Annotated in this window: 22 protein-coding genes; 11 read left to right on the top strand and 11 right to left on the bottom strand. The window is 59.9% G+C overall.

From position 1 onward, the window contains the following. Nucleotide 1 precedes the first annotated feature (1 nt). The gene (locus MTR64_RS15965; RefSeq protein WP_243995430.1) at nucleotides 2–1354 is read left to right on the top strand and encodes a glycosyltransferase family 2 protein; all 1353 of its coding nucleotides are present in this window, start codon (nucleotides 2–4) and stop codon (nucleotides 1352–1354) included. Between the two features lie 10 nt (nucleotides 1355–1364). Continuing rightward, nucleotides 1365–2531, top strand: coding sequence for a hypothetical protein (locus MTR64_RS15960; protein WP_243995428.1), 1167 nt, complete (start codon nucleotides 1365–1367; stop codon nucleotides 2529–2531). A gap of 39 nt (nucleotides 2532–2570) precedes the next feature. On the opposite strand, the gene MTR64_RS15955 is transcribed toward MTR64_RS15960, so the two are convergent. Both MTR64_RS15955 and MTR64_RS15950 read right to left on the bottom strand, forming a co-directional pair. Further along, nucleotides 2571–3653, bottom strand: a complete 1083-nt coding sequence (locus tag MTR64_RS15955; protein ID WP_243995426.1) for a glycosyltransferase family 2 protein — start codon at nucleotides 3651–3653, stop codon at nucleotides 2571–2573. Nucleotides 3654–3854: 201 nt separating this feature from the next. Further along, entirely contained in the window at nucleotides 3855–4883 is a 1029-nt protein-coding gene (locus MTR64_RS15950; protein ID WP_243995424.1) for an NAD-dependent epimerase/dehydratase family protein, read from the bottom strand. A 1007-nt stretch (nucleotides 4884–5890) separates the two neighbouring features. On the opposite strand from MTR64_RS15950, the gene welK reads away from it, so the two are divergent. Together welK and MTR64_RS15940 are read left to right on the top strand one after the other, a co-directional pair. Then, nucleotides 5891–6991 (top strand): beta-1,4-glucuronosyltransferase WelK, encoded by a 1101-nt coding sequence (gene welK, locus MTR64_RS15945; RefSeq protein ID WP_243995422.1) that lies wholly within the window; start codon nucleotides 5891–5893, stop codon nucleotides 6989–6991. Nucleotides 6992–7201: 210 nt separating this feature from the next. After that, a complete protein-coding gene (locus MTR64_RS15940; protein ID WP_243995420.1) occupies nucleotides 7202–7804 on the top strand; it encodes a PEP-CTERM sorting domain-containing protein in 603 nt (200 codons plus the stop codon). A gap of 55 nt (nucleotides 7805–7859) precedes the next feature. Here MTR64_RS15940 and MTR64_RS15935 read toward each other — a convergent pair whose 3' ends face one another. Together MTR64_RS15935 and MTR64_RS15930 are read right to left on the bottom strand one after the other, a co-directional pair. Further along, entirely contained in the window at nucleotides 7860–8390 is a 531-nt protein-coding gene (locus tag MTR64_RS15935; RefSeq protein WP_243995419.1) for a retropepsin-like aspartic protease family protein, read from the bottom strand. Between the two features lie 188 nt (nucleotides 8391–8578). Then, nucleotides 8579–9493: a hypothetical protein gene (locus MTR64_RS15930; RefSeq protein ID WP_243995417.1), complete on the bottom strand. Its 915-nt coding sequence runs from the start codon at nucleotides 9491–9493 to the stop codon at nucleotides 8579–8581. 166 nt (nucleotides 9494–9659) lie between these two features. Between MTR64_RS15930 and xrt the strand changes: the two genes are divergently transcribed. The 3 genes from xrt to MTR64_RS15915 are packed head-to-tail and all read left to right on the top strand — an operon-like array spanning nucleotide 9660 to nucleotide 12068. Further along, nucleotides 9660–10562: an exosortase gene (gene xrt, locus MTR64_RS15925; protein WP_243995415.1), complete on the top strand. Its 903-nt coding sequence runs from the start codon at nucleotides 9660–9662 to the stop codon at nucleotides 10560–10562. Then, on the top strand, nucleotides 10559–11266 hold the full coding sequence (locus MTR64_RS15920; RefSeq protein ID WP_243995413.1) for an exosortase C-terminal domain/associated protein EpsI: 708 nt from the start codon (nucleotides 10559–10561) through the stop codon (nucleotides 11264–11266). Before xrt ends, MTR64_RS15920 begins: the two co-directional genes overlap by 4 nt. Further along, the gene (locus tag MTR64_RS15915) at nucleotides 11259–12068 is read left to right on the top strand and encodes a hypothetical protein (protein ID WP_243995411.1); all 810 of its coding nucleotides are present in this window, start codon (nucleotides 11259–11261) and stop codon (nucleotides 12066–12068) included. Before MTR64_RS15920 ends, MTR64_RS15915 begins: the two co-directional genes overlap by 8 nt. 25 nt (nucleotides 12069–12093) lie before the next feature. Here MTR64_RS15915 and MTR64_RS15910 read toward each other — a convergent pair whose 3' ends face one another. Then, nucleotides 12094–12555 carry a PilZ domain-containing protein gene (locus MTR64_RS15910; protein WP_243995409.1) on the bottom strand — a complete coding sequence of 154 codons (462 nt, stop codon included), beginning with the start codon at nucleotides 12553–12555 and terminating at the stop codon, nucleotides 12094–12096. Between the two features lie 546 nt (nucleotides 12556–13101). Between MTR64_RS15910 and MTR64_RS15905 the strand changes: the two genes are divergently transcribed. The 4 genes from MTR64_RS15905 to MTR64_RS15890 are packed head-to-tail and all read left to right on the top strand — an operon-like array spanning nucleotide 13102 to nucleotide 16773. After that, nucleotides 13102–14262, top strand: coding sequence for an AAA family ATPase (locus MTR64_RS15905; RefSeq protein ID WP_243995407.1), 1161 nt, complete (start codon nucleotides 13102–13104; stop codon nucleotides 14260–14262). Between the two features lie 53 nt (nucleotides 14263–14315). Further along, complete coding sequence (locus tag MTR64_RS21580; protein WP_419144955.1) at nucleotides 14316–14945, top strand: CatB-related O-acetyltransferase; 630 nt, start codon at nucleotides 14316–14318, stop codon at nucleotides 14943–14945. Next, on the top strand, nucleotides 14942–15856 hold the full coding sequence (locus MTR64_RS15895; RefSeq protein ID WP_243995405.1) for a glycosyltransferase family 2 protein: 915 nt from the start codon (nucleotides 14942–14944) through the stop codon (nucleotides 15854–15856). Before MTR64_RS21580 ends, MTR64_RS15895 begins: the two co-directional genes overlap by 4 nt. After that, on the top strand, nucleotides 15856–16773 hold the full coding sequence (locus MTR64_RS15890) for a glycosyltransferase family 2 protein (RefSeq protein ID WP_243995403.1): 918 nt from the start codon (nucleotides 15856–15858) through the stop codon (nucleotides 16771–16773). Before MTR64_RS15895 ends, MTR64_RS15890 begins: the two co-directional genes overlap by 1 nt. Before the next feature lie 36 nt (nucleotides 16774–16809). Here MTR64_RS15890 and MTR64_RS15885 read toward each other — a convergent pair whose 3' ends face one another. The 6 genes from MTR64_RS15885 to MTR64_RS15860 are packed head-to-tail and all read right to left on the bottom strand — an operon-like array spanning nucleotide 16810 to nucleotide 23508. Then, complete coding sequence (locus MTR64_RS15885) at nucleotides 16810–17622, bottom strand: CpsD/CapB family tyrosine-protein kinase (RefSeq protein ID WP_243995401.1); 813 nt, start codon at nucleotides 17620–17622, stop codon at nucleotides 16810–16812. Between the two features lies 1 nt (nucleotide 17623). Continuing rightward, nucleotides 17624–18952 (bottom strand): Wzz/FepE/Etk N-terminal domain-containing protein, encoded by a 1329-nt coding sequence (locus MTR64_RS15880; protein WP_243995400.1) that lies wholly within the window; start codon nucleotides 18950–18952, stop codon nucleotides 17624–17626. Between the two features lie 18 nt (nucleotides 18953–18970). Continuing rightward, nucleotides 18971–19777 (bottom strand): SLBB domain-containing protein, encoded by an 807-nt coding sequence (locus MTR64_RS15875; protein WP_243995399.1) that lies wholly within the window; start codon nucleotides 19775–19777, stop codon nucleotides 18971–18973. A gap of 20 nt (nucleotides 19778–19797) precedes the next feature. Next, nucleotides 19798–21027, bottom strand: coding sequence for a hypothetical protein (locus tag MTR64_RS15870; protein WP_243995398.1), 1230 nt, complete (start codon nucleotides 21025–21027; stop codon nucleotides 19798–19800). Between the two features lie 31 nt (nucleotides 21028–21058). Beyond that, on the bottom strand, nucleotides 21059–22279 hold the full coding sequence (locus tag MTR64_RS15865) for a Coenzyme F420 hydrogenase/dehydrogenase, beta subunit C-terminal domain (protein WP_243995397.1): 1221 nt from the start codon (nucleotides 22277–22279) through the stop codon (nucleotides 21059–21061). After that, nucleotides 22276–23508: a polysaccharide pyruvyl transferase family protein gene (locus MTR64_RS15860; protein ID WP_243995396.1), complete on the bottom strand. Its 1233-nt coding sequence runs from the start codon at nucleotides 23506–23508 to the stop codon at nucleotides 22276–22278. Before MTR64_RS15860 ends, MTR64_RS15865 begins: the two co-directional genes overlap by 4 nt. Nucleotides 23509–23880: the final 372 nt, after the last annotated feature.

The following is a 23880-nucleotide window of genomic DNA, read 5'->3' as shown; positions in this document are numbered from 1 at the left end:
GATGGACAGTTTACCAGACACCCCTGTCATCAGTGTGATCATACCGTCGCACAACCGGCAGACCTTGCTGGCGCAAGTGCTTGACGCGCTGGCCAGACAGGCGGACGTGACTGTGCGGTTCGAAGTCGTGGTCGTGCTCGATGGCTGCCGCGACGGATCGCCGGCAATGCTGGCGGGGCGTTCTGATCCCTTCCCGCTCAGGATCGTCGAACTGCCGGGAGTGGGGCCGGCCATGGCCCGCAACGCGGGCGTTACCGAGGCGGCGGGCGAATTGCTGCTGTTCCTCGACGATGACGTTATCCCGACCGAGGGCTTCGTCGCAGCGCATGCTGCAGCGCACCAGTCCCGCCCCGGCGCCGCCGTCCTGGGAGCTTATCCGCCGGAGCCGGTGGCATCGGGGGATCGCTTTCGTCTGGATTCACGCCGCTGGTGGACAGCCCATTTCGATGGGCTGGCAGCGCGCGGCCACAGGTTCACCTACTGCGACCTGCTGACAGGCAACCTGTCGCTTTCCCGTGCCCTGTGGGAGGAGGTCGGCGGCCTTGATTCGCAGTTCGCGAAGGCGCGGGAGGATTGGGAACTCGGAGTACGCCTGATGGAGCACGGGGTGCCGTTCATCTACGCGCCGCAAGCACTGGGCTGGCATCAGGAACACCTGACGACGACGCCCGGCAGCGCCTTGCGACGCGCCAAGGAGGAAGGCCGCTCCGATGCGCTGATGGCGCTCAAGCACCCCCAACTGGCGCATCTGCTTGCTGCGTCACGCCAGCTGCGGAGACCTAACTGGACAAGCCGCCTCCGCAAGCTGCTGTTGCCGCGTCTGGGTCTGTTCGATGGAGCCGTCATGGCAGCCGGCCCCAAAATGCTGCGGCTGCTGGAGCGCGCCGGCCTTGTTGGGCCCCGGCGCTGGCTGGACCGGCAATTGCGGCTCTACTGTTACCAGCGCGGCAGCATCGAGGCATTGGGGCGCGATTTTGCGCGGTTTGGTGGCGAAGGCACAGGCGGGGTTGCAGTACAGCCTCTCGATCTGGACCTGGCACAGGGGATCGAACGCGCGGAAGCGCTTCTTGCCGAGCGCCGCCCGGCAACCGTTCGGATTCGTCATGGGGACCGTGAGATTGCCGTGCTTCCCTACGCGCCTGCTGCGGAGCCGTGGAACGCCCATCATCTGCGGTCACAGCTTGTGCAACCTCATGTCATCCGCAAGCTCGCGCCGGTACTGGCGGCTTCGGCTTTTGGAGGGGGGGTGGCCGAATGGGACAAGCTTGCGGCGCTTGGCATGGTCGGCGTAACCGACTTCACTGCGCAGCTTCATGAAAGCCAGCGGCAATGGATGCGGTTGGTTGGACGCTAGGCCAAACCGGATGATCTGGCTGGAAAGTACCCGGCGTCTCGCGGGTGACGTTCTGGGCAATGGCATCATGCGCCAGTCACAGACCGATAGCCTAGCCCGGACCCTGGAAGTTGCCCGCGGCTATCTGCTGATCTGTGTGTTCTACATCCATGCCATGTTCGGTGTGGCAATTCACATGGGTGGCAACGCCTGGGCCGTGCTTTATCAGCTCAAGCTGCTGGCCCCCAATGTCGCCGCGTTTTTCCTGCTCAGCGGCATGGCCGCGCCGGCACTTGCGAAAAAGGGCTTCAAACCGGTTCTGCGGCATTCGGTTGCGCTGCTTCTCTTCGCCCTTGCGTCCCATATCCTGGGTTTTGCCATACTGCTGGCGGGCCAGGGCTACCCCAGTGCATGGGACGCGGTGAAAGCTTTTGCCCGGCCGATCGTCTACGGGGTCGGCTATTCGAGTTTCGTCGCCTGGTTTTTCATCGCCCTGGCTATGGCCCGCCTGTTCGCCTACGCCTTCCTCCGCTCCTGGATCAGCTTCATTGCGATCAGCGCGGTCCTCGCCGGTCTCATCTGGCTGTCCAGGAAGTTCGGCATGCCGGACAACATCTATGAATGGCGGAACTGGCCGGCCGCGACGCTGTTCTTTCTGATCGGGATGCGAATGCCCCATGGCAAGGCCATTCCGAACGTGGCCGCGCTGGCGGCGCTGGTTCTTTCCGTTCTGCTTTCGCTCATCAACCGCCATGGCCTGTTCAGGACCGGCCCCTGCTGGGAATGCGATCTTCATTTCATTCCGCAGCCGATGATTGGCCAATTTGGTTCGATCTTCGTCTATGTCCCGCAGCAGTTGTTCTTCGCCGTGTTCCTGATCTGGGCTGCACAGCGTTCAGCTGGCATGCTCATAGGCAAGGTGGGGCTGTTTTTCGGGCAGGCATCTCTTCCGATCCTGCTGCTTCATGGCTGGGTTCTGCTTACGCTCTACCCTGGCATTCTGGCCGGGATGCCGACGTACGAAACGCCCTTCCTGTTTGTGGGCATTTTCAGCTCGGCGATTGTGGTTCATGCGCTGCTTTATGTCTGGCTGCGGAGGCCGCTCGACTGGCTGCAGGTGATGATTTTCAGCATGAGCCGCTGGGGGCAGGGGCGCAAGGTTCCCGTGAAACGCGCGCGCAAGCCCGTCGCTGGCTGATTCTGCCCTTCAGCTGGCAAACGCCTTGTTCTGAGGAGTTCAGGCGTACTGGCCCGGCTCCGCGCCCTCGGACAATTGCGCCATGTCCAGTTTGGCGAGCCACTCCATGTAATCGGCTGAACGGCGGGGGTGCCACGGCCCGTCCCGTTCTTCCGCACCAAAGTCCTGAAAGTGACGAAGCGGCGGAAACCTGTCAGTATCGGCCGCTGGTACCGTCCGGCGTGCACGCGCGCTGGCCTCGCGCAATTCCTCCAGCAGGAAGCGCGGCACAAGGTCCGGGGCGGCGCGTACCGCGCCAGCAAATGCCTTCGCCGCACCTCGCGGATCCGAGCGGCGCAGGCGATTGCGAAACAGCTCGATGAGCAATTTCGCGCGGCGCCGGCTGAGGATGCGCAAGAGCGCACGGTCGGGCGGAAGGCGCTTTTCCATGATCTCGTAGGTTTGCAGATGCGACCGGATCATGCGATCGACCCCACGCGACATGCTCTGTGTGCTGATGCGATAACCCACAAGGAAAGCCGGCACGCAGACGAACCGGCTGGCCTGCGCGATCTGGAGCTGGAACAGATAGTCTTCGCACCCCTGGTTCCCGGCAGACCGCAAGCCTGGCTCGAAGCCGGTACGCTGCGCCAGCGGCGTCTGTACCAGCACCGAGCTTCCATTCGATATGAAATTCCATTCGAGGTGCCGGTGCAGCACACGCCCCTCGACGAGGGGGGCGGGAGAGCCGGGCAGCACGCGGTCCTGCATGTCGATGCGGCGATACCAGGGGTAGCAAAGCCCCGCGGCCGGATCCGTGGCAAGGGCCGCAAGCTGACGTTCGAGTTTCTGGGGATGCCAGATGTCATCGGCGTCGCAGAATGCCACAAACCGGCCCAGAGCGCCTGCCATCCCCGTGTTTCGGGCGGTCGCCACGCCCGAGTTCTCTTGTCGCAGCCCGATGATACGCGGGTCCTGAGCCTGAAGGCTCCCGATGATCTGGCCGGTAGCATCCTCTGACCCGTCATCCACTACGCGGATGTCCAGATCCCCGATCGTCTGCGCTTGAATGGAAGCCAGTGTCCGAATGATCGTCTGTTCCGCGTTATATGCAGGAACGACGACCGTAACGACCGGGTTCATATACCGTGATGTCCTGTCTCTCGATGGCGCGCAACTGCACAAACTAGGCCGTGGAGCCACATCCGCAATAGTCACCTTGAAGGTGTGCCATTGTTGCCCCGGGCGAAGCAGGTTCCACGGAAAAATTGCCACCGGCACCCGACGTCAGGTGCAGTACGGCGGTAATTTTCGTGCTGGACGGGATCCGGAAAACCGGCTGACTTAGCTTTGGGCGTTCGTGACTTCCTCTTGCGCGGACCCGCCGTCCGCCAGCCTGACTGGTGACGGCGCATCGGTCCTTGCGCCCTTCGTCACTTTATCGGCGAACCACTTGAGTGTCCGGGCGATTCCATCCTCGTAATTTATATTTGCATGCCAGCCGGGAAGAATCTGCCGGCACAGTGTCAGGTCCGGCCGCCGATTGGTCGGGTCCTGCGGAATCGGCGGGCACATCGCGAGGCGGGCACCCGGGACGAGCTTTACAATATAGCGCGCGATGTCGATCACCGGGATTTCCTCGTCATTGCCGACGTTCAACGGCCCCGGATAGGCAATGGAATCCGCCCAGAAATACCGCTCGAGCGCGTCGACGATATCATCCACATAGCCCCAGCTGCGCGATTGAAGTCCGTCACCGTAGACTGTCAGTTCGCCGTTGGTTAGCGCCTGGCTAAGGAAATTCGAGACGGCGCGGCCGTCGTCGGGGCGGGTGCGAGGCCCATAGACGTTGAAGAGGCGCACGACGCGCAAGTCGATATCACTGGTCCGGCGGAGTTCGAACAATAGCGATTCGGTGCAGCGCTTGCTCTCGTCATAGGAAGAGCGGGGCCCTGTGCAATCGACCTGGCCGCGATAGCTTTCCGGTTGCGGGGTGATCAAGGGATCGCCGTAGACTTCCGACGTCGACGCAAAGCTGATGCGTCCGCCCGGGACGAGCTTGTCCACGCAGTTGAGAGCACCCATCAGGTTCGCCTTGATGGTGCGCACAGGCTCCCGCATGTACCAGGGCGGCGACGCCGGCGAGGCGAGATGGATGACTTCATCAAAGCGCATGTCGGTCGCAAAAGTCTCTACGTCGCTTTCAACCAGATGAAGCCGTGGATCGGAGATGTGCTCAAGGTTTTCGCGCACACCCGTCCAGAAGTTGTCGACTACGACAATCGAGTCCAGATCGGTACGCTTCGTCAGGCGGTCTACGATATGAGAACCAATGAAGCCCGCACCGCCGGAAACCAGAACCTTCTTACTCATAGAAATTAACTGTCCCACCATTTTTGATGGCGCCGATCTGAACTTTTAGCCCGGCGCAGCTCTTCACATTGTCTCTCGAATAAATTGTTGCGGCGCAATAAAAATATTTCCCTCTAAAGGGGTGCGGGTTTCTTCAAGTTGCGCCACTCGAAAGTCCAATGAAAATAAAAATTAGTCTAAAGGAATTTCAGAAAACAATGAAAAATTCATTAAAAGTAAATCAGATAAATAATATCTATTACTATATTTTATAATATACCAAAAAAGTTCGTCAAGTGTTTGAATTTTTTTGTAAATCATAAAAATCAATATTAAAAAGTCCATATAAAATCAATATAATTAAATTCATGTGCCGTGAAATTATGTATTTCTACTAATTTTAGTGGATTTAATATTCATACTGTGTGCTGTGTGCGAGTTTTTAGATGTCGTGTGAGGTTGGCTCATTTCGATACGACCAGACCTTAGTGGCATTATGTCGTTCAATATGGCAATACGGGGTCTGTGGGCCTATCCTTCGATAGGTTTGGTATCAATGAATGAGTTGATCTTCGTAAGGTTGAGGCAAGGGTGGGATCTTTCCAGGCCGTTGCCTTGTTGTTTCTGTTTGGTTCGAGCCGGACCGAAAGGCTGGATAATGTCGACTGTCGCACCATTCAACGGAACCGTTGCTGCGTTATGTTGTGAGGCAGCGTGAATGCGGTCAGCCATTAATGGTTTTTGAGTCGTTGAATGATAACGGCGTTTGTTAATAATTGCATGCCTTGCAGGATGTGAGTCTCAATTTGGTACAATTAGCATTTCTGAAATCACATCTAAGTATCATGGGGGTATGGCAACCTGCGCCATGCAGGCGGCTTTGCTTGCGTATTAGTCTGAGCTTTGCAGAAGCTTGACATGAGAGGCATTTTTATGCTGCGGTGCAAAACGGTTCGATCGCTTGCTCAGGCAGGGACGTCCGTACCGGAATGTCGTTTGTACTCAGAGATGTTCGCATTTGAAGGGCGTTGCGGCGCTATTTGCGGCGCATTTCTCTTGTCGCGGAATTGAGGTTATTCGGCGTGCGTGTTGCATTGGTTGCGTCCGGCGGCGGGCATGTTCGCCAGTTGCTTGATCTCGAGCCGTTCTGGTCGTCCGCCGAATATTTTTTTGTAACCGAGGATACTGCGCTTACGCGTGCGCTCGCGGCGAAGCATCCCGTGTATTTCATTCCGCATGTCGCTTTGGGGCAGGCTCGACTGGGCAAGCCCGTTGCGATGCTCATGGCGGCGTTGCGGAGCTTTTTCCGGTCGTGGCGGATCATGTGGGGCAAGCGTCCGGACGTCGTGATCACAACAGGGGCGGGGTCGTCCTACTTTCCTGTCCTCTTTGCACGGATGTTGGGCGCGAAGATCGTTCTGATTGATTCCTTTGCCCGGTTTGCAGGACCATCGGCCTTCGCGCGGATCGCTGCGCCACTCGCGCACATTCGGGTCGCGCAATCGGCGGACGCCGGGCGCAACTGGCCGGGGTCATGGGTGTTCGACCCTTTCCGGCGCCTGGATAAATCCCGTCCTGCCAAGGAGTCGCTGGCCTTTGCGACGGTCGGCGCCACGCTGCCGTTTGAACGGCTGGTCAGTCTTGTCGATCAGGCCAAGCGCAGCGGTCTGCTTCCCGAAAAAGTGATTCTGCAGTCGGGGCAGCCGCTCAAGTGCGAAATAGATCCATCGATCGAGGTCCACCCGACGCTGACATTCGAGGAGGTGAACTCCATCCTTGCCCGTGCGGAAGTCGTGATCTGCCATGGAGGGACGGGTTCGATTATTACGGCGCTGCAGCAGGGGTGCCGCGTCATTGTTGTCCCACGCAGCTTTGCCCGCGGCGAGCACTATGACGATCACCAGTGGGAGATCGCCGAAGCTTTCGCTCACCGCGGTCTTTTGTCTGTGGTTGGCAACGATGACGATATCGCCGGCGCTATCGCGCATGCTCGGGCCAGTGATCCGGTTTGTGCCACACTGGTTCCGGATGATCTGATCGGCGAACTGAAATCCTTGGTGGCCGAATGGAAGCTTGGCCGTATCGGCGACAAGGCCAAAGTGTCTGACGGAGTGCTGCCCAGGATCTGATGCATCAGCGACGAGGCGCCGGCATGCATTGCATGTGGAGCATCTCGGTTTCGCGAGGTCAGGCGGTGATTATCACTGTTTCGCAGTTTCTCATTTTCGGACACCTTAATGTCTTTGGGCAATTGAATATGGATATAAGCTCAATTAAGGCCAGCATATTAGTTGACGGCCCATGTGGCGCCTCGCGGGAAATTTGAGATGGCGACGGGAATGAGTCTGACGAGTGAAAACCGGCGCAGGCGGATAATTCTTTCTATCATGGTCGGCTCGATGCTGACGGCGAGTGCGGCAGTGAGCAACGTGCGCGCTTTGTTTGCGCCGGGTGATCTGGCTGCCGCCATCCAGGAGCAGCAGCTGGGCGGATCTGCGTTCGCTGCGTTCGCAGGTGATCCTCTGGTTGGCGGTGGCCGCCGTTTGGCGCCGGCTGCTCGGTTCATCAGGGGCGGAAATGCATTGCCCGGCGAGGGTGCCGGCGGCACTGACGCCAATCTCGCGCCTGGTCTGGTTGGTCCTCAAGGTGGTCCGGGATTGCCAATCGGTTCCAGTCCGCAGGCAGGATTGCCGGGGAGTGGCGCGCCGAATGGTGCTGGATCGGGCAATCCGGGCGGTACTTCCGGCGGAAACCCGGGGACGAGTGGCGGGCAGGCGCCGTCGGAGGGTGGTGAGCTGTCTCCGCCGTTTACGCCTGCGCAGCCGACTCCAACGCCGACCGAGCCGCTTCCGGAACCGGAAACATGGGCCATCATGCTGGTTGGTATCGGTTTTTCCGGTTGGGTGGCGCGTCGATCAAAGCGGCGGGCCACGCCCGCCTGAGGGCGCCCGGAGCAATTACGTCAAGGCCTGCCGGTTCAGGCGATTGATAATCCAGTCAATGGAGAGTCATGACGTTTTTCTCGAAGGTAACCCTTCCGAGTTGCGAAAGCGCATTCTGTCCCAGTAGCGAGACATTGATCCCGCCATCGACGACCGCGATTCTCAAGGAAGAAATCGTTCGCCCGGCCACGGTCACTTTCTTGAGCCTGGTCTGGAACGCCCTGGCCTGCCCGCCCACCGTCGCCAGATTGCTGGCTGGCGTGCCTTGGTTGATGTCTACGCCGAGGGTCAGGGCATCCTGCTTTGTCAGGACAGTCACGCTGGCCCCGGTGTCGACCAGAAAACGTACGCTTCGACCGTTCGATGCGCCCCTGAGATAAAACATGCCATCAACTGACCGCATGATTTTGCTGCCACCTGGCGCCGTGGGGATTTCCGGCCGTGCCGGGGCAAGCATCGCGGCGTGAGCAACAGGCTCCATTGGCGTGGGCTCCGCCTCCTGCACCGCGCTGCTTACGGCGACGGTAGATGCAGAGGTCACGGCCATGGCGGCCGCGAATGTCCAGAATCGAAGTTCGAATGACAAGAACATGGTCCATTGTCATGAAGGACGACGTTCTAAATTCAGTATTCGAGGTTGGTTAGTCAGGCGTTAACCATTGCGTATTTGCAGAGCATGTCACGCCAGAAGATTCGGTGCCTGTTGATCTTAATGCGACTTGCCTCGGGCGCCGTCAGGCTGATGCCGATGAAGTGTTTTTCGGCTCGTTCGTGTCAAGGTGTGGGCCGCATCAGTTTCTTTCGGATGTGGCGGTTCTGGAACCACCACAGAATGAACATAATCAGTGCGACCACGCCCATCTGTATTGCGTTCAGAATATAGGGTCGCCTCATAGTCGCGGGGTAGCGATACAGGACGTAGTGCGTGTCGTTCACTGAAATGCCGACGTTGCGGTAAAGCCTCAGGAGGGGGCCGGGCAGTGAGTTGCGCAGCAGCACTCCGGATACCTTGATCAAGCGATCGTTGCTCCGGGCTCCGGCAGTTTCCGCAGGTGTTAGCTGAACGAAATACCGGACCGCTCCATCATCATCTTTCGGCATGATCGGGGCAAAACGAGCCTCCTTGTCCAAAATGATGAAATCCTGTCCCATGGTGGCGGTTCTGGACAGGATGGCGCGCCCGATCAGCGTTGTCGGGCCGTTCGCGATCTTGCCATCGGTGTCGGTCCCTACTGTGATAACCTGCTGGGCCGGGCCGAATCCCGGAAGGAACAACAGGCCGGCGAGAGAAACGAATGCGGAAATTGCTGAAGCCGCACCCACATAGAACAAGAGCTTGCGCAGGCCTGTGGCGCGCTTCAATGCGATTGCAAGCTCCGAGGCGGCGGTTCCGGCTTCATCCAGGCTGGCGTCGTCGTCGGGTTGGGGGCTCTTGTTCTTCCGTCGCCTGAGCAGCAACATGCCGGGCAATGAAAATAGCAACACCAAGCCTGCGTAGGTAACGGTCGGCCAGCTCTTGTTGAAATTGCCGAATTGCCATTCCGACAATTTTGCGAAGGTGCCCGAGTAAGTCCAGGCTTCCCAGAAAAAATAGAGGGCTACCAGCGCGATCCAGACGGCGCCTGCAATGCGGCGCCAAATTGGCGTGGGTTCGCGTTTGACCGCGGATTTGTTCTCTTGCTTATCCATTTCCGTGCCCCCGCCACTAGCCAAACCGACCTGTCCTGACAAATTAGCCGTCTATGCAAGGAGTTCTAAAAATGCAAGCAAACCAATATATTGAAAGTAATGCTACTTTGAGCGCCATTGCGGGGTAGAAGGTGGCCGGCTGAATGCGCTTTCACGGGGAGTTGGTGTGAGTACGACAAATGCCGTCGCTAGCGAATTTCGCGCGAGTCCTGTGTGGGCTGGCTTGTCGAATGCTGCGGTTTTTTGCTGGCTTCGTGGCTATTGGTTCATCATTGTCGCTCTTGCCATTTTTGCCATTCCAGGTGTTGCACTTGTTGCCCGCCAGTCATGGATGACTGAACAGGGTGCCCACGGTCCGATGGTCTTGGCTGCAGGGTTGTGGCTGCTGTGGCGGGATGGAAAGTCTGCGAAGAAGGAGCCGGGCAAGCTCAGTCTTGCGGCAACCGCAATGTTGCCATTGCTGGCAGTCTATGTCTTTTCGATGATTATCGGCATCTCCTGGTTGCTCTGGATCAGCATGATGCTGTGTGGGGTGCTCGTGATCTATGCCCTTGGCGGTGGCAACACTACGCGCGCATTGTGGTTTCCGTTGGTTTTCCTTATGTTTGCGGTCCCGCCTCCGAGCCGGTTGACAGCGCCGCTCACGGATTTTCTGACCAGCCGTCTATCTGGGGCATCGGTGAACCTGCTGTGGTATGCAGGCTATGACGTCGCGCGCAGCGGCGTGGATATCTATATCGACCAGTATGAGCTGCGCATGGCGGACGCTTGCGCCGGATTGAATTCGTTGTTCAGTCTGGTGGCCATCGGCATGTTCTACATTTATCTGCGCCACCGGGCCGACTGGCGCTATGCCTTGGTGCTGAGTGTTTTCGTCCCCCCGATAGCGGTGCTCGCGAATTTCGCGCGAGTCGTGATTCTGATGCTGGTGACGCATGGGCTGGGGGCAGCCGCGGCGCAGAGCATCCTGCATGAAACGACCGGCCTGCTGATGTTCGTCGTTGCCTTGTGTGTGCTGATGGCCATCGACGCCCTGCTGGGACCCTTGCGCCGGAGGCTGGGGCGATGACGGGATCGGTGAAGGAGCACAGTCCCTTGTCGCCGGGCATGGACCGAAGACAACTGGTGCTGGGCAGCCTGCTGATGATGGGGGCCGGGGCTGCCTATGCGCTGAAACCCCGTCGGACAGCCTTGCCGGTCCGTGCCGGGGCCCTTGCCGCCATCGTGCCGGAAAGGATCGGTGACTACCGCTATGTCAGCGCCAGCGGGCTGGTGGTGGCGCCGCGCAGCGAACTGCGTGAGGCGACCTATTCCGACGTCCTGACGCGCGTCTATGTGGGTCTTGGCCAATTGCCTGTCATGTTGTTGGTTGCGTTCGGATCGGCACAAGATGCGGGTCTGTCCATTCATCGGCCGGAGGAATGCTATCCGGCACTGGGGTTTGATCTCTCGCAGGTAAGAACCGTCGCGTTGACCGGCCCCGTGCCGGCGAACAGCAAAGCGAGCTTTGTGACCGCGCGCAGCGATGAACGGACCGAACATGTCTATTTTTGGGTGCGTATTGGCAGCAGTTTTCCGGCATCGTCGCTCGAACAGAGAATGACCATCGTTAAGGATAATCTGCGGGGCGAGATTCCTTTCGGTGTACTAACGCGATTGTCGGTGATCGGAGGCGACGCAGATGCGGCGCTGGAAGCCATGGAAAACTTCAACGCCGCGCTGCTGCGATCGCTTGACGCGAAGGGACGGGAAATGCTGTTGGGTCATGATTAGAAAGGGGATACTGGTCGCGCTGTCGCTGTTGAGCGCCAGTTGCAGTGATGAAGAGCCCGCGGGACAGGTCATCGCGCGCGTCAATGGCGTGGACATCACGCGCCGGGAGCTGTTGACCGAAATGCGCGCGCTTGACCTGCCGGCGACCACCGAAGTGTCGGCGGTTCAGGATGAGTTGCTCGCCCGGCTGGTCGACCGCAAACTCATGGCGGCGAAGGCCAGGGATGCGCTGATTGACCGGTCGCCTGACTATCAGGCGCTACGCCGACGATCTGATGAAGTTCTTCTTGCCGATCAACTGGCGGTTAGGCTTGGTGCCATGACGGCGCAGCCTTCCACAGAAGCCGTGGACCGCTTTGTTGCGGAAAATCCGCAGATGTTCGCGCAACGACAGATCGTGTCCGTCGAGCAGATCACCTTTCCCAGGAACATGCTCACCCGTCTGCCGAAGCTGCAGTCCATGGCCAGTGTCGATGCTATGGCGCAGGCTCTGGATCGTGCGGGGGCCAGTTATCAGAGGGGGCCGGCTACTCTTGATACGCGCGCTCTGGACCGGGAGGCCGCGCGGCGGCTGGACGCGCAGGGGGCGGGTTCGCCTTCGCTGAGTATCGACGGCCAACTCGCCACGGCACGTTTTGTGCTGGCACGCCGGACCATGAGCACGGGGGTGAACGAGCAGAGAGCGGCAGCCACAGATCTGCTGGCGCGCCGGGCCCAGCAGGCAACATTCTCTGTGGCTGTGGCAGAACTGCGGAAAAATGCGAAAATCACGTATCAGCAGGGATATGCACCTCATCGCTGACGAGGGGCGCCGCGGCTCGGGCCGTTCAATCGCTCAGGCGGCGCCTGATGCCTTCGCCAATGGCCACCAGTGTCGCGGCTGTCGCAAGCATGAGCGAACGCGGGATGCCAAATCGCATGCCTTTGCCCATCATGGCCCGCTCCTGTCCCGGCGGCGTGAACTCGGTTTGGGCCAGTTGTTCCACGTTCTCGACGGCCTGTGCATCAAGCACTTCGGACGGGCTTAGCGGTGTATCGAAGGCGAAGCCGTAGCGGGGATGCATTTTCCAGACGACGCTGGCGGTGCGCCGGCCCATCCAGGCTGCGCCAATCGAAACGCAGTCGCCCTGCTGGAGTTCCGAACTCAAAGTGGCCCGGAAACCGGAGGTCGAGAGATTCTCGATCTCCACGTCAATCGGCGCGTTTGTCTTCCGGATGGTAGCAGGGATCGTCACGTCGCGGCGATCGCCGGATCGTTGTTCGATTTGCAGCCGAACGGCCAGCCCCATCGCAGCATCTCCACAAAAAGCAACCCGCAAGGCAATATTCCCTATCGCGTTAAAATATATTTAACTCGCCAGCTTCGATGTGGGCCGGAGTTACAGAAAAGATGCGCCGAAATCTGGCTAAGGACTTAAGTAAATTTCTACCGAAGTCTGTGCGAAAGTGAACATAACTGGGGATGACGGTCCTGGTGTCGGGATTGAGGCACAGTCGGCCGCAGGCCGTCAAATTCAGGATCGGCGTCTCGGATTGATACTGCATTGCAACAAAATCGTGTGATTAAGGGGTCGTCAGGTGACGGCATCCTATGGCATGTCTCTAGCCCTCGCGTTACCGCGTCGGGTACGTGGATGGAGAATGATGTGAGTTGGTTTAGTCGACTTTTTTCGCGCCCCCAAGAAGTTGAGGACAGCATTTCCTCGACATATACCGTGGCCGGGCTCTTGCGGCCGCTCGCCGCTTCAGGCCGGAAAGCTGTTCTTCCCCGTTTCCATGGATCCGCCACCGATGAATTGCGTGGGTATCGCGGCAGTCCGGGCGAACGCATCCGGATGCAACTGCGTGACGCCTTCACTCCGTCCCAGCCGGTATCCGATCTGCGGCAGTTCGCGGGCCGCACCGAACTGCTCGATTCGCTAATCCGATCCATTGAGGATCAGCGCCTTCATGTCGTGCTGTATGGAGAGCGCGGCATCGGCAAGACGTCGCTCCTTCACGTCGTATCGCAACTCGCCGAGGAGGCGCAGTATCTTGTGCGCTACGTCTCGTGTGGCGAGGATTCCGATTTCAGCACTCTCATGCGTTCGGTCGTCGGGACGATCCCGCTGCTCTACCATGCGGATTACGACCCCACGGATTCCGAGATTGAGGAAGGCAAGTCTCTCGATGAACTGCTCAGGCCGGGAGCGATCAGCGCCAACCAGCTCTGTGACATATTCTCGCGCCTTTCCGGGACGCGGATGCTGATCATCCTCGATGAATTCGATCGCAGTCCGCATGGCAATTTCCGCAGGGCCATTGCCGAACTGATCAAGAATCTGTCGGACCGTTCGATTCGCGTCCAGTTCGTGATCGCCGGCGTAGCCAGCAATCTTGCGGAACTCGTCGAGCATATTCCGTCGATCCGGCGCAACGTCATTGGTCTGCGCGTGCCGCCCATGAAGGTGGAGGAGACCCGCGAACTGATTGCCATTGGCGAAAGCGCCAGCGGCATACCGTTTGACGACAGGGCCGTCGATCTGACCACGACCATCGCGAACGGCTCGCCTTATCTGGCCAGTCTGATGGGGCAGCACGCAGCCATCGCGGCGGTTGAACGTGACGCCCGGATCGTGGAAGCGGCCGATGTTGCTCAAGCCGTGCGGGTCGCCGTGGAGGAGATCGAGCAACGCATTCCCGAACGGACGGTGAAGACGATCAGGCGCATTGTCGCTGAAGGAAATGGGGTTGGTCTGGGCAAGATCGCGCGTATTGCGATGGCACATGGAGGTCGGCTCGAAACACGTGCGTCGGGCCCGGCTTCCGAGGACACGCGTGAGTGTGAGCGTCTCGTCCGGGAAATCGCGCTGGGCGATGATCTGGTCAGGCCGATAGGGGACCCCGGCGAAGGGATCTACGAATTCAATGAGGAGGGTGCTCCGGTCTATATCTGGATGCTGTTGACGCATACCCAGATCGAGGAAAACGGAAAAACGATGGTAGCCGTCGGCTGATCCGGTAGCTTCGCGTTTGGCGACGCGAAACCGAAATTCACGGAGACCGGACGTTGGGTTTGCTGGCAAAAATCCTCGAACACGTGCGCTTGCGCATGTGGCGGCGCAATCAGCATGACAATCTCAAACTGAGAGCCTATTTTCGTGAGCGATATCGCATTGATGTCGGAATGCAGTCTTACGGCTGCTTCGATCAGTGGCGCATGCCGGGGCCTATTCGGGTAGGGCGCTACTGTTCGATAGCCAGCACGGTGCGCTCGGCGCCGATCAATCATCCCGTCGATGCCATGACCACCCATCCGGCGCTTTATGAGCGCAAGTTCGGCGTCGTCGATCGGGACATCCATTGGGACGATGTTCTAGAGATATCGGACGACGTCTGGATCGGTCATTACGCCATGATTCTTCCGGGCTGCAAGCGCATCGGCCGGGGGGCGGTTGTCGGTGCCGGTGCAATCGTCACCAAAGACGTGCCTGACTATGCGATCGTTGCGGGCAACCCCGCACGCAAACTCCGAGATCGGTTCCCGCCAGATCTGGTCCAGGCTCTCGAGGAAAGCCGCTGGTGGGAACTCGATCCGCCCGAATTGCGCGCTCTGGTCGAGCGCGATCGCGACCTTGTGTATCATCCAACCGTTGAGCGGGTTCGCTCCTGGGGGGCGGGGCGGAGTATCCGCGCGTGACCGAGGACATGGTGGTGGCCGGCATGCCGTGTGGCTCCGGCAAAGGCCCCGACATCAGCGTGATCGTCCCGCACTATGAGGATCTTTCCAGTCTGGACCGGTGTCTGGATGCCCTGGCAGGGCAGGAGGGTGGCCTGTATTTCGAGGTCGTGGTGGCGGATAACATGTCGCCAAGCGGCGAGGCGGCCGTTCGGGCCACGATAGGCGACCGCGCCCGCCTGGTTATCGCCACACAAAAGGGTGCAGGCCCGGCACGGAATGCCGGCGTGGCAGCTTCGCGCGGACGGATCCTGGCCTTCACCGACTGCGACTGCATTCCCGAACCCGGCTGGCTGAAGGCCGGCGTGGCGGCGCTCAAGGAGCACGACTTTGTCGGCGGGCGCATGACGGTCCTCGTTTCCGATCCCGCCCGGATGAGTGGAGCGGAAGGGTTCGAGCGGGTATTCGCGTTCGACAACCGGACCTATGTCCAACGGAAGGGCTTTACGGTCACGGCAAATCTCTTTTGCCCGCGCATGCTCTTCGATACCGTTGGCGGTTTCCGCAGTGGTGTGTCCGAGGATCTGGAATGGTGCCATCGCGCGCGAGATGCAGGGTTTCGTATCGGATATGCGGCCGATGCCGTCGCCGGACATCCGGCCCGCGCGGATTGGGGGCAGCTCAGGCACAAGTGGCGCCGGCTCAATGCCGAAACATTCGCGCTGTATGAGAACAAGCCCGGGGGTCGTTTCAAATGGGCGATGCGGAGCTTTGCTCTTCCGGCGTCCATTCTGGCGCACGCGCCAGCTGTGCTGTCCAGTGCGGCCATCCCCGGCATGACAAATAAAGTTCGAGCGTTGGGCATGCTCGCCAAAATCCGGCTGTGGCGTTTCGGCGATGCGCTGGGCCTCATTTTCCGGGGGGGATCCTGATGCACGTGTCGATCGCCATCGTCACTTTCCGCAATCCCGAGGAGATTGCGGGATGCCTCTCTGCACTTTCGGCCAGCACATACGCAGACTTCGACGTAACGATCTGCGAAAATGGCGGTGCTGCTGCCTTCGCTTCTCTGAGTGCCGCTATCCCCGAGGCCCTGCCTGAGGGGCAGAAGGTTCGTGCGATCCTTGCTCCGGGCAACCTTGGCTATGCGGGCGGTGTCAATGTCTGCATGAAGGCGGCACCGGACGCCGATGCCTGGTGGATCGTCAATCCGGATACCGTGCCCGCGCCGGAAGCGCTTGCCGCACTGGTGGCGCGGCTTGAGCGTGGAGACGTGGCCGCGGCAGGAGGCGTGCTGCACAACCCGCAGGGGCGCATCCAGGCCTATGGTGGACGCTGGAATGCGTCGATGGCGCGCTGCGTCTCGCTGGGCAACGGTGAGCCGCTTGCCATCCGTCCTGATGCGGCGGAGATTGAAGGGCAGATGAACTATCTGCTCGGTGCCTCTATGCTCGTTGGCCGTACCTTCGTGGACAAGGTGGGCCTGATGCGGGAAGACTACTTCCTCTACTGCGAGGAAGTGGAATGGTGCCTGCGCGCAGTTGCGGCGGGACTGAAACTGGGGTTCGCGCCCGATGCGCTGGTGTGCCATGATCAGGGCGGCACGACTGGTTCCGGGGATGCCCACCGCGTACGGCCGCGGATGCCGATCTATCTGGATGAGCGGAACAAGCTCAACGTTGTACGGGACACAACCCCTGAACGCTTGCCGGTAGCGGCGCTCGGCTCGCTTGTGCTCCTGGTGGGCCGGTACCTGCGCCGCGGCGCGTTCCGGCAATTTGGCTATGGATTGTCAGGCTGGCTGGCAGGTCTGCGCAACAAGCGGGGCCTGCCGCCCTGGATGGCCTGAAGGAGGGGCGGTGCCGCCCCTCCACAACGGCCGGTGTCAGAATTCGTTCAGCACCGTACCAATTACATTCACCTTGTCGGACTTCATCTCGTCGATGAGCGTCTTGACGTCTGACACGTAGGTTACGTCCTTGCGGGCGACGATCAGGCAGTGGCGCACGATCGACGCGATGCGGCGTGCGTCGGAATTGTTGTTGCTGGCCGGAGTGTCGACGATCGTGACCTCGAAGTCACGCATGCACAGGTCGACCAGAGATTTGAACGGCGGCGCGGCAAGCAGTTCCTGCGCGTTCGTGCTCTGTCCGCCTGAATAGATGATCGAGAGCGACGGGATGACCTCTTCCTGGATGACGTTCCCGAACGCAACCGAGTTGTCCGAAAGGCAGTCCTTGAGAGAAGGCATTTCCTCGGAAGGCACGATAAAGCGGTGCACCGCGGGCTTGCGCAGGTTTGCGTCGATCAGAAGCGTGCGGATGCCTGCCCGGGCCAGCGAAACAGCAAGGTTTACCGCCACGAAAGTCGCCCCGCTACTCGAGCTGGGCGCGCAAACGGCCAGCCCGCGCCGCCCGGCGCGGATATGGTGCGCCAGCAAGTGCGTGCGCAATGCTGCGATCGCCTCCGCTTCCGCAGAAGCGGAGTCCGACAGGACGACTACCCGTTGGGAAAACCCGAATGAGATCGGCTCTTCACCATCAGCCTGGATTTCGGAAGCAGCCTCCTGCGGGGCTTCGGGAACGACAATGTGTTCATCCGTTGCCGCACCGGCGGCCTCCACAGCGGCGGCGGGTTCCACAGTATCGGTCAGGTTTTCGTTCATGGGTTCTTCGGGTCCACCCTGCATTTCCGTCATCTTACGCCGCCTTGCTGCCGAATCGTGCAAACCATGACGAAGCACCGGCGGGAGCAGGTTCTTCGTGAACGATACGTCCTATCACGGGCACATCTGCGGCCATCAGGTCATCAATGCCGCGCACTTTGCGCTTCATCAGTTCGGCCGCGATCGCCACCACGAATCCCAGGCCCAGGCCTCCCGCGACAGCGCCAAGGAGGATCAGCGCGATCTTCGGCTCGCTGGGGCTTTCAGGGGCAACGGCATTACCGAGCAACGTCACGCCGCTTTCGCGCGAGGCTGCCTCGAGGCTGAGCTCGCCCGCCCGGGCCATCGTCTTGTTGTACTGGTCGCGCAGGACGTCGATGCTGGCCTGCATCTTGCGCAGTTCATCCACCTTGCCGCGCTGTTCGAGAACCTTCTGCTGCTGGCTGGCAACCTGGCTCGAAAGCGACGGACCTGTCGCCGAGCCGGCACGGGCAGCGGCCACGGCGGCGGCTCGCTCCTGTGCGGCGGCCGCGGCCAGAGCTCCCCGCTGCTGCTTGAGCGCGATCATCTGCGGGTGACTGGGGCCAAGCGTCTGGGAAAGGGATGCGATCTGCGCGTCGACTTGGGCAAGCTGGGTGCTCGACGGAGTGGCTACCAATGCCGCCGGTGCTGCCGCCATCTGCAGCGGAACCTGGTTCGAGAGGGCTCTGAGACGCGCTGATTGCGGGTCGCTGTAGTCGTCCTGAAGAACAACGCCGTTTTCCTTCTCGTACGCCGTCTTTTGGGCTTCGGCCTTCGTCAGTTTTGCAGCGACCGCCGCTGCCTGCTGGCGGAACCATTCCGAGTTCCTTGCGGCGCCGTCCTGGCGGAAGGAAATGGTCTGCTCGACGTAGACCGCGCGTAACAGGTCGGCGATCTTGCGTGCCTCGTCTGGCGAACTCCCCGTGTAGGTGATTTCCAGGATGTTGCTGCTGGAGAGCGCCTTGGCTTCGGTGTTCTCTATGATTTGATCAGCAAGCCAGCGGCGCAGGTCCACTGTCCCGCTAGCGCCGCTGCTGTTGTAGGCAGCGATTTTTTCCGGATCGCGGGCCCAGCCAAGCGCATCGACCACCGAGCCCGCAACGCGATAATCCGTGATCAGTTCGGACTGGGTCGCGATATAGGCCCGGGCGAAGGTGTTGGACATGACCTGTTGCGTAACGGGATCGGGCTTTATCAGATCCAGCAGGACGCGTGATTTGGCTTCGTACTTTTCAGGCAGCACCGCAATCGCAACGACCGCGGCGAACAGGCAGGCCGCAAGCGAAATCGCGAACGCGGCCCGGCGAATCCAGAGGATGCGCAGTAGCTGGAGGAGGCTCATGTCCGTTTGACCCTTGCGTTAGAAGAAGCGCTCGCCCACTTCGATCACGTCACCGATCTCGATGGGGGCGTCGAGGTCGTAGTTCTTGAGTTCTGTTCCGCCGCGCGTCACTTTGACCTTCTTCATCGAGCCGAGCTGAGTGATGCCGCCGGCGACAGCCAGCGCCTTGCGCAACGTCATCCCGTCTTCCACCGGATAGTTTCCGGGGCGGCCGACCTGGCCCAACACGTAGAACGTCTGTGCTGTGGGCACAAAGATCTTGTCGCCTGGTGCCACGAAGGGGTCTTCGTCCGGCCCTCCTGTCGCAATCTTGGCGATGTCCAGCGACAGCTCCGCTCCGTCGGCACGGCGAAGCTTCACGATTTTGGCGTTGCTGCCCCTGATGCCGCCAACACGGGCAAGGATATCAGAGACCCGGTAGGCGCGATCGATCGGGACTGCCCCTGGCTGCGCGACCTCGCCCAGAACGGTGACATAGCGGCTGGCGTAAGTGACAATGGTCACGTTGACCGCCGGAGTGGTGTAGAATCCGCCCGACTTGAGCGCGGAACTGATCGCATCGCGCAACTGCAGAACGGTTTTTCCGCCTGCACCAACATTGCCGATCAGCGGCAGAAGGATTGAACCGTCCGACTGGATCTGAACGCGCATGGGGCCTTCGCTGCCGCCGACGACCGCCACTTCGATGACGTCCCCGGGCCCGAGCACGTAGCCGTTCGTCATGGCTCCGACTTCTGCAGTCGGCTGCGCCTGCGCCACGCTCAAGGCTACGCAGGCGAGGCCTGAAGCAAGGGCTGCGAAGGTCTTCATGAGCTTGACTTGCATCCTAGATCCTTGTTCTGGGCTCAGATTTTCATCTGGAGACTGATGCCGGCTCTCACTGCGTTGTACGAATAAATGTCCAGGTTCGCCTTCCGGTCATCGTATATGGCATCCAGCGATACCGTAAATGGCCCGACAGGCGTGATCCTGAATGATGCGCCAAAAGTGTTCACCCGGTCGTGCGTAAGATTTTCAGAGGCACTTAAAGCCGAATAGTAAAAGTTGCGGATGCCGTGCGAGCCGGACAGACGCAAGGTCATCCTGCTGTTCATCACGAAATCGGCCTGTGCGGCGTAGTCTGTCCTTTTCATGTAATCAACATTGAAGCCCAGCGACGGTATCGTGTCCTGGCTGACTGTAGCCTGAAAGGTCATCCTCTCGCTTGCCTTAAGCGTTAGTTTACCTTGCCAGGTCAGGCCATTGAAGTCGGTTTTTCCGGTGACTATGCCCTTCTGGTTGACCTCGGTGTAGGCCAACAGCACGAATGCGCTCAGCCTTGCGCCAATGTCTCGCGAAAACTGGCCGCCTGCCGTCCGGACGCGAAGCTTGGGGGCGCCGAAATAAACGACCTGATCGCGTTTGTCGAAATCGACCTCGCGTCCGGTTGCAAATACCCGGATTTCACCGATTGAAGGCTGTGCGTACATGACGCCGCCGCCGTAGGTGATGCTGTCGAAGTCTGAGCCCTTTCGCTGTGTGGAGCTGTTCCTGGCCGTGCTGGCCTGCAGCACCGCGAAAGGCTTGAACCCCACAGACGAACCGCATGCCACCATGCCACCCACGTTGAAGCGCGTTTCGGTGTTCTTGGTGCTTCCATACTCGTCGGGAGCGGTATTCAGGTCGGCCAGTTCGCTTTGCGAGCGGCTGAAACCCGCGGTGGTATCGACGCCGCACGGTCCGAGCATGGCGCCGGCGCCCAAATCGGTTGCGATTCGTTCGCGGTTCAGGCGGGTGTTGCGAGCATAGAAATCATACCCCACCGACCCGTTCAGCGAGAGGTATCCCGTACCGAGAACTTTATAGATATCGGCGTCGATCGACGGTGTCAGCCGGAAGTCGTCCTTTTCAAGTCCCCGCTGATCGGCAAGTGCCGCACTGCCGCGGATGACATTGCCATCGTACAGGCCACGGGCACTGAGCACGACATCTGTGTGCGGCTGCTGCGCTGCAAGCGGCGCTGATTGCGCACATGCCGGGCTAGCTAAGATTGCGCAACTGACGGCGCTTACTCCAACCAATCCTGCCTTAATCATTTTTACCCCCCAATTAGATAAAGCACGCCCGTCATTTGCGCTTAAAAATAATGCGGCGCAACATGCCCAAGAAATTTCGACTTTGCTCGCGCAAATTTGCCTTGCGCGCTGCTTTTTTTACGTCAAGGCCATCCATTTTTGGCACAGCGTGGCCGGCCAGTCGGCACGATGCAACACGAGCGACGATCAGGCGCTTTCTGCGCGCCTGTGCCGGCTGCATCAGATCTATGTCTCGTACGGGAATGGGCGATGCCTCCAGCACGCCGGCGACTGCTGCGCTGGCGAACAGGGCATCGCCTGGTGCGGTGCGCGTGACGATCAGGCTGCGCCCGTCCTGCTCTTCAAAGGAAGGGTAGCCGTCGGCATCGCCATGCCATGCATCGGCGCAGGCGATATCTGCAACTCCGCCTACCGCGTCGGGGCAGATTTTGCAGCGGAACTGAACTTCCTTGGACAGGTGATTGCCCCAGCTTTCGGCATAGCTCATCTCGCGGACCTGGCCGTCGACGGTTTCCGCCCGGGCCTGGCCGGGCCAGCCATTGCCACGGTAGCGGAACCGCGCCAGCCTGGCCGGGTCTAGCCCCATTTGCCGAACGATGCGATCGGCGCCGGCATGGCTCGGCAGGCCGCCACAGAAAAAGGACAGTGTAATCGGAATTCGCTGGGCTACGCGTGGGTCTGCCGTGGCCAGCTGGCGCAATGCAGAAACATCGCAAGGCTTGCCTACGAAGGCTGTACGCATGTCTTCGGCGAGCACGCGATCGATGTCCTGCAGCGGGGATGAGGCAGAGTAGCGCGAACCGGCGTTCGCTATTACCTCTTCCGCTGTCTTCGATACCTGGAGCCTGCTGCGCGTCGGATATTCGGGATCAGGCGCGACGTGCAACACGCGATCGACAAGGCCAGTGGCCAGCGCGTGAATCAAGAGAGCGGAAAGCGCCCCGCCGGACGAACCGGCAAAACGCACATGCGGATCCGTGGCGTGTCCGGCCAGAATCCGGATGGAGGGGCCCCAATAGGAATCCCGTTCGGGCGCATCGGGCCAGGGAGCGACCACGGCACCAGGGCAGGCGGCCGCGATCCGGTTTTCGGCGCTACTGTCGAGCGCTGCGAACACGTTGGGGCGGCTATATCCGGGAGCCACCGTCTCCATGCGTATGGAATCGGTGGCAATGCCGGCGCACATGCCGCATCCGCTGCACAACTCCGCCGCAAGGACGCGATCGATGGTAGGCGACGATGGCAGTTTCATGCAGCTTGCTGAGCCCGCCGTTTGTCGAGCGTTCCAGAAAAGATATCGGACAGCACTGCCCGGTAAACGTCAAGCAGGGCGTCCACCTTCTTCATTCCCTTTTTCTGGGCCTGGGCCAGATGTTCGCGCTCGTCCAGCGACGTGAGGACGAAATTCACGGCGTCCGTTACGCTCATGCCGCTCATCGGCAGTACGTGGTCATATTCCAGTAGTCCGAACAGGCCGCTGAACTTGCGACTGTAGGCCACGGGTACGACTGGCGTTCCGGCCGAATAGGCGCCGATGCAGGCATGCATCCGGCCGGCAACGAGAAAATCCAGGCTCGAAATATAGCTCTTGGCCTCCGACGGCCCATCAAAGGCCGGCACACGAATTACTGATGGGAACTTGGCTGCAAGCCTATCAGCCAGACGGTTGTCGTCGTCTGTCGGATCTGTCTTGCTGGTGGCGTGCGGAACAAGGTGCACCTCTAAATCATCGCGCGTGCAAAGACGCTCCAGTAGTTCCTCCGTAAACTTGGCATAATCGTAGCTCAGGCCAAAGCGGTTATTTCCCGACTCCGCTTGATGATAGAGCAGCCCTGACGCATTCACGCCGACCCGCAGCTTCGCTCCGCCCCGTTCTGCGGCCCGGTCCGTAAACGGTAGCATGAAAGCGACATCGACCGACATCTCGTTGCGCGCGCGCGGCGCGAGCGCTTGCGACACCTCGAGCGATTGCTGATCGCGCGACAAAACCGCATCGCAGTTTCGCAGGGCGATTGCGCCGAACTGGCGATATCCCCACCGGGTAAACGGCCCTATTGTCTGGGGAGAGAGCACCAATGGAACGTGGCGTGAAACCGCCATCATTTTGGTAAGCCAAAGAAAGCCAAATCGCTTGGCACCATAAATATCGGCGAAGCTGTCTCCAGCGCCGATATCCAGAATGCAATCGAGATCGCCTACGGCTTTCCAGAACCCGGCCGGAGAAAGCAGCGTTCTGGAATCGATTACAAAAACATCAACTTCATCTTTGAGGAGCGCCGGAGCATCGCCGTCGCGCATGCTCATGACGACGAAATGCGGCGCAAGGCCCATGCGCTTCGCTACTTGCCTGACAATCGCGATATTGCCGAGCGTCAGGGCGCCTACGCCAAGATTTCCCGAACTGACAGAATGCCACAGCAGGCCAATCTTGATCGTCTTTGCCGGATCGTTGCCTTCCAGAACTCGCTCTAGCCTGCTCACGCCCGGTAACCTCCTGAAACCATCGGCTTCAGACCTAGACCAAACTCATGCTGCAATTGCAACATGGCAATTGCCATGCAGCATTTGCGGGCTCTGCCTACACGTGTTCTTGAGCGTCTGGTTTTTTGAAGTTGAGAGATCTGACGGAGGTGAGAATTTCGTTTCCGTCACGTTCGCTTGAGGAACACCGCTTCCAAAGGGCGCTTCGTGTTTCCTGGGGGAGGGGGCAAAGTTGTCCGTATGGCGACAAGCTGATCCCGTCTGCCCTTGGCGTAGCTCCTGGGGCGGTCGGGGGCGCTCCTGATTGCGCCCATGTCGCGACCCATCCGTCGACCGGATTTCGGAACTGCCGGAACCCGGTTATCCGGTGCG

This window comes from Novosphingobium album (ex Hu et al. 2023), assembly GCF_022832385.1.
Lineage (GTDB): Bacteria > Pseudomonadota > Alphaproteobacteria > Sphingomonadales > Sphingomonadaceae > Novosphingobium > Novosphingobium album.
The sequence above is the reverse complement of the archived record's forward strand: the minus strand, read 5'-3'. Positions and strand labels throughout refer to the sequence as shown.

What these genes read in the sequence shown, in the direction of transcription:
- MTR64_RS15965 (WP_243995430.1), top strand. Translation starts at nt 2, where the DNA reads ATGGACAGTTTACCAGACACCCCTGTCATCAGTGTGATCATACCGTCG.
- MTR64_RS15940 (WP_243995420.1), top strand. Translation starts at nt 7,202, where the DNA reads ATGAGTCTGACGAGTGAAAACCGGCGCAGGCGGATAATTCTTTCTATC.
- MTR64_RS15890 (WP_243995403.1), top strand. Translation starts at nt 15,856, where the DNA reads ATGCACGTGTCGATCGCCATCGTCACTTTCCGCAATCCCGAGGAGATT.
- MTR64_RS15865 (WP_243995397.1), bottom strand. Translation starts at nt 22,279, where the DNA reads ATGAAACTGCCATCGTCGCCTACCATCGATCGCGTCCTTGCGGCGGAG.
- MTR64_RS15960 (WP_243995428.1), top strand. Translation starts at nt 1,365, where the DNA reads ATGATCTGGCTGGAAAGTACCCGGCGTCTCGCGGGTGACGTTCTGGGC.
- MTR64_RS15885 (WP_243995401.1), bottom strand. Translation starts at nt 17,622, where the DNA reads ATGACGGAAATGCAGGGTGGACCCGAAGAACCCATGAACGAAAACCTG.
- MTR64_RS15880 (WP_243995400.1), bottom strand. Translation starts at nt 18,952, where the DNA reads ATGAGCCTCCTCCAGCTACTGCGCATCCTCTGGATTCGCCGGGCCGCG.
- MTR64_RS15875 (WP_243995399.1), bottom strand. Translation starts at nt 19,777, where the DNA reads ATGCAAGTCAAGCTCATGAAGACCTTCGCAGCCCTTGCTTCAGGCCTC.
- MTR64_RS15950 (WP_243995424.1), bottom strand. Translation starts at nt 4,883, where the DNA reads ATGAGTAAGAAGGTTCTGGTTTCCGGCGGTGCGGGCTTCATTGGTTCT.
- MTR64_RS15870 (WP_243995398.1), bottom strand. Translation starts at nt 21,027, where the DNA reads ATGATTAAGGCAGGATTGGTTGGAGTAAGCGCCGTCAGTTGCGCAATC.
- MTR64_RS15905 (WP_243995407.1), top strand. Translation starts at nt 13,102, where the DNA reads ATGCAACTGCGTGACGCCTTCACTCCGTCCCAGCCGGTATCCGATCTG.
- MTR64_RS15955 (WP_243995426.1), bottom strand. Translation starts at nt 3,653, where the DNA reads ATGAACCCGGTCGTTACGGTCGTCGTTCCTGCATATAACGCGGAACAG.
- MTR64_RS15915 (WP_243995411.1), top strand. Translation starts at nt 11,259, where the DNA reads ATGATTAGAAAGGGGATACTGGTCGCGCTGTCGCTGTTGAGCGCCAGT.
- MTR64_RS15910 (WP_243995409.1), bottom strand. Translation starts at nt 12,555, where the DNA reads ATGGGGCTGGCCGTTCGGCTGCAAATCGAACAACGATCCGGCGATCGC.
- MTR64_RS15930 (WP_243995417.1), bottom strand. Translation starts at nt 9,493, where the DNA reads ATGGATAAGCAAGAGAACAAATCCGCGGTCAAACGCGAACCCACGCCA.
- MTR64_RS15920 (WP_243995413.1), top strand. Translation starts at nt 10,559, where the DNA reads ATGACGGGATCGGTGAAGGAGCACAGTCCCTTGTCGCCGGGCATGGAC.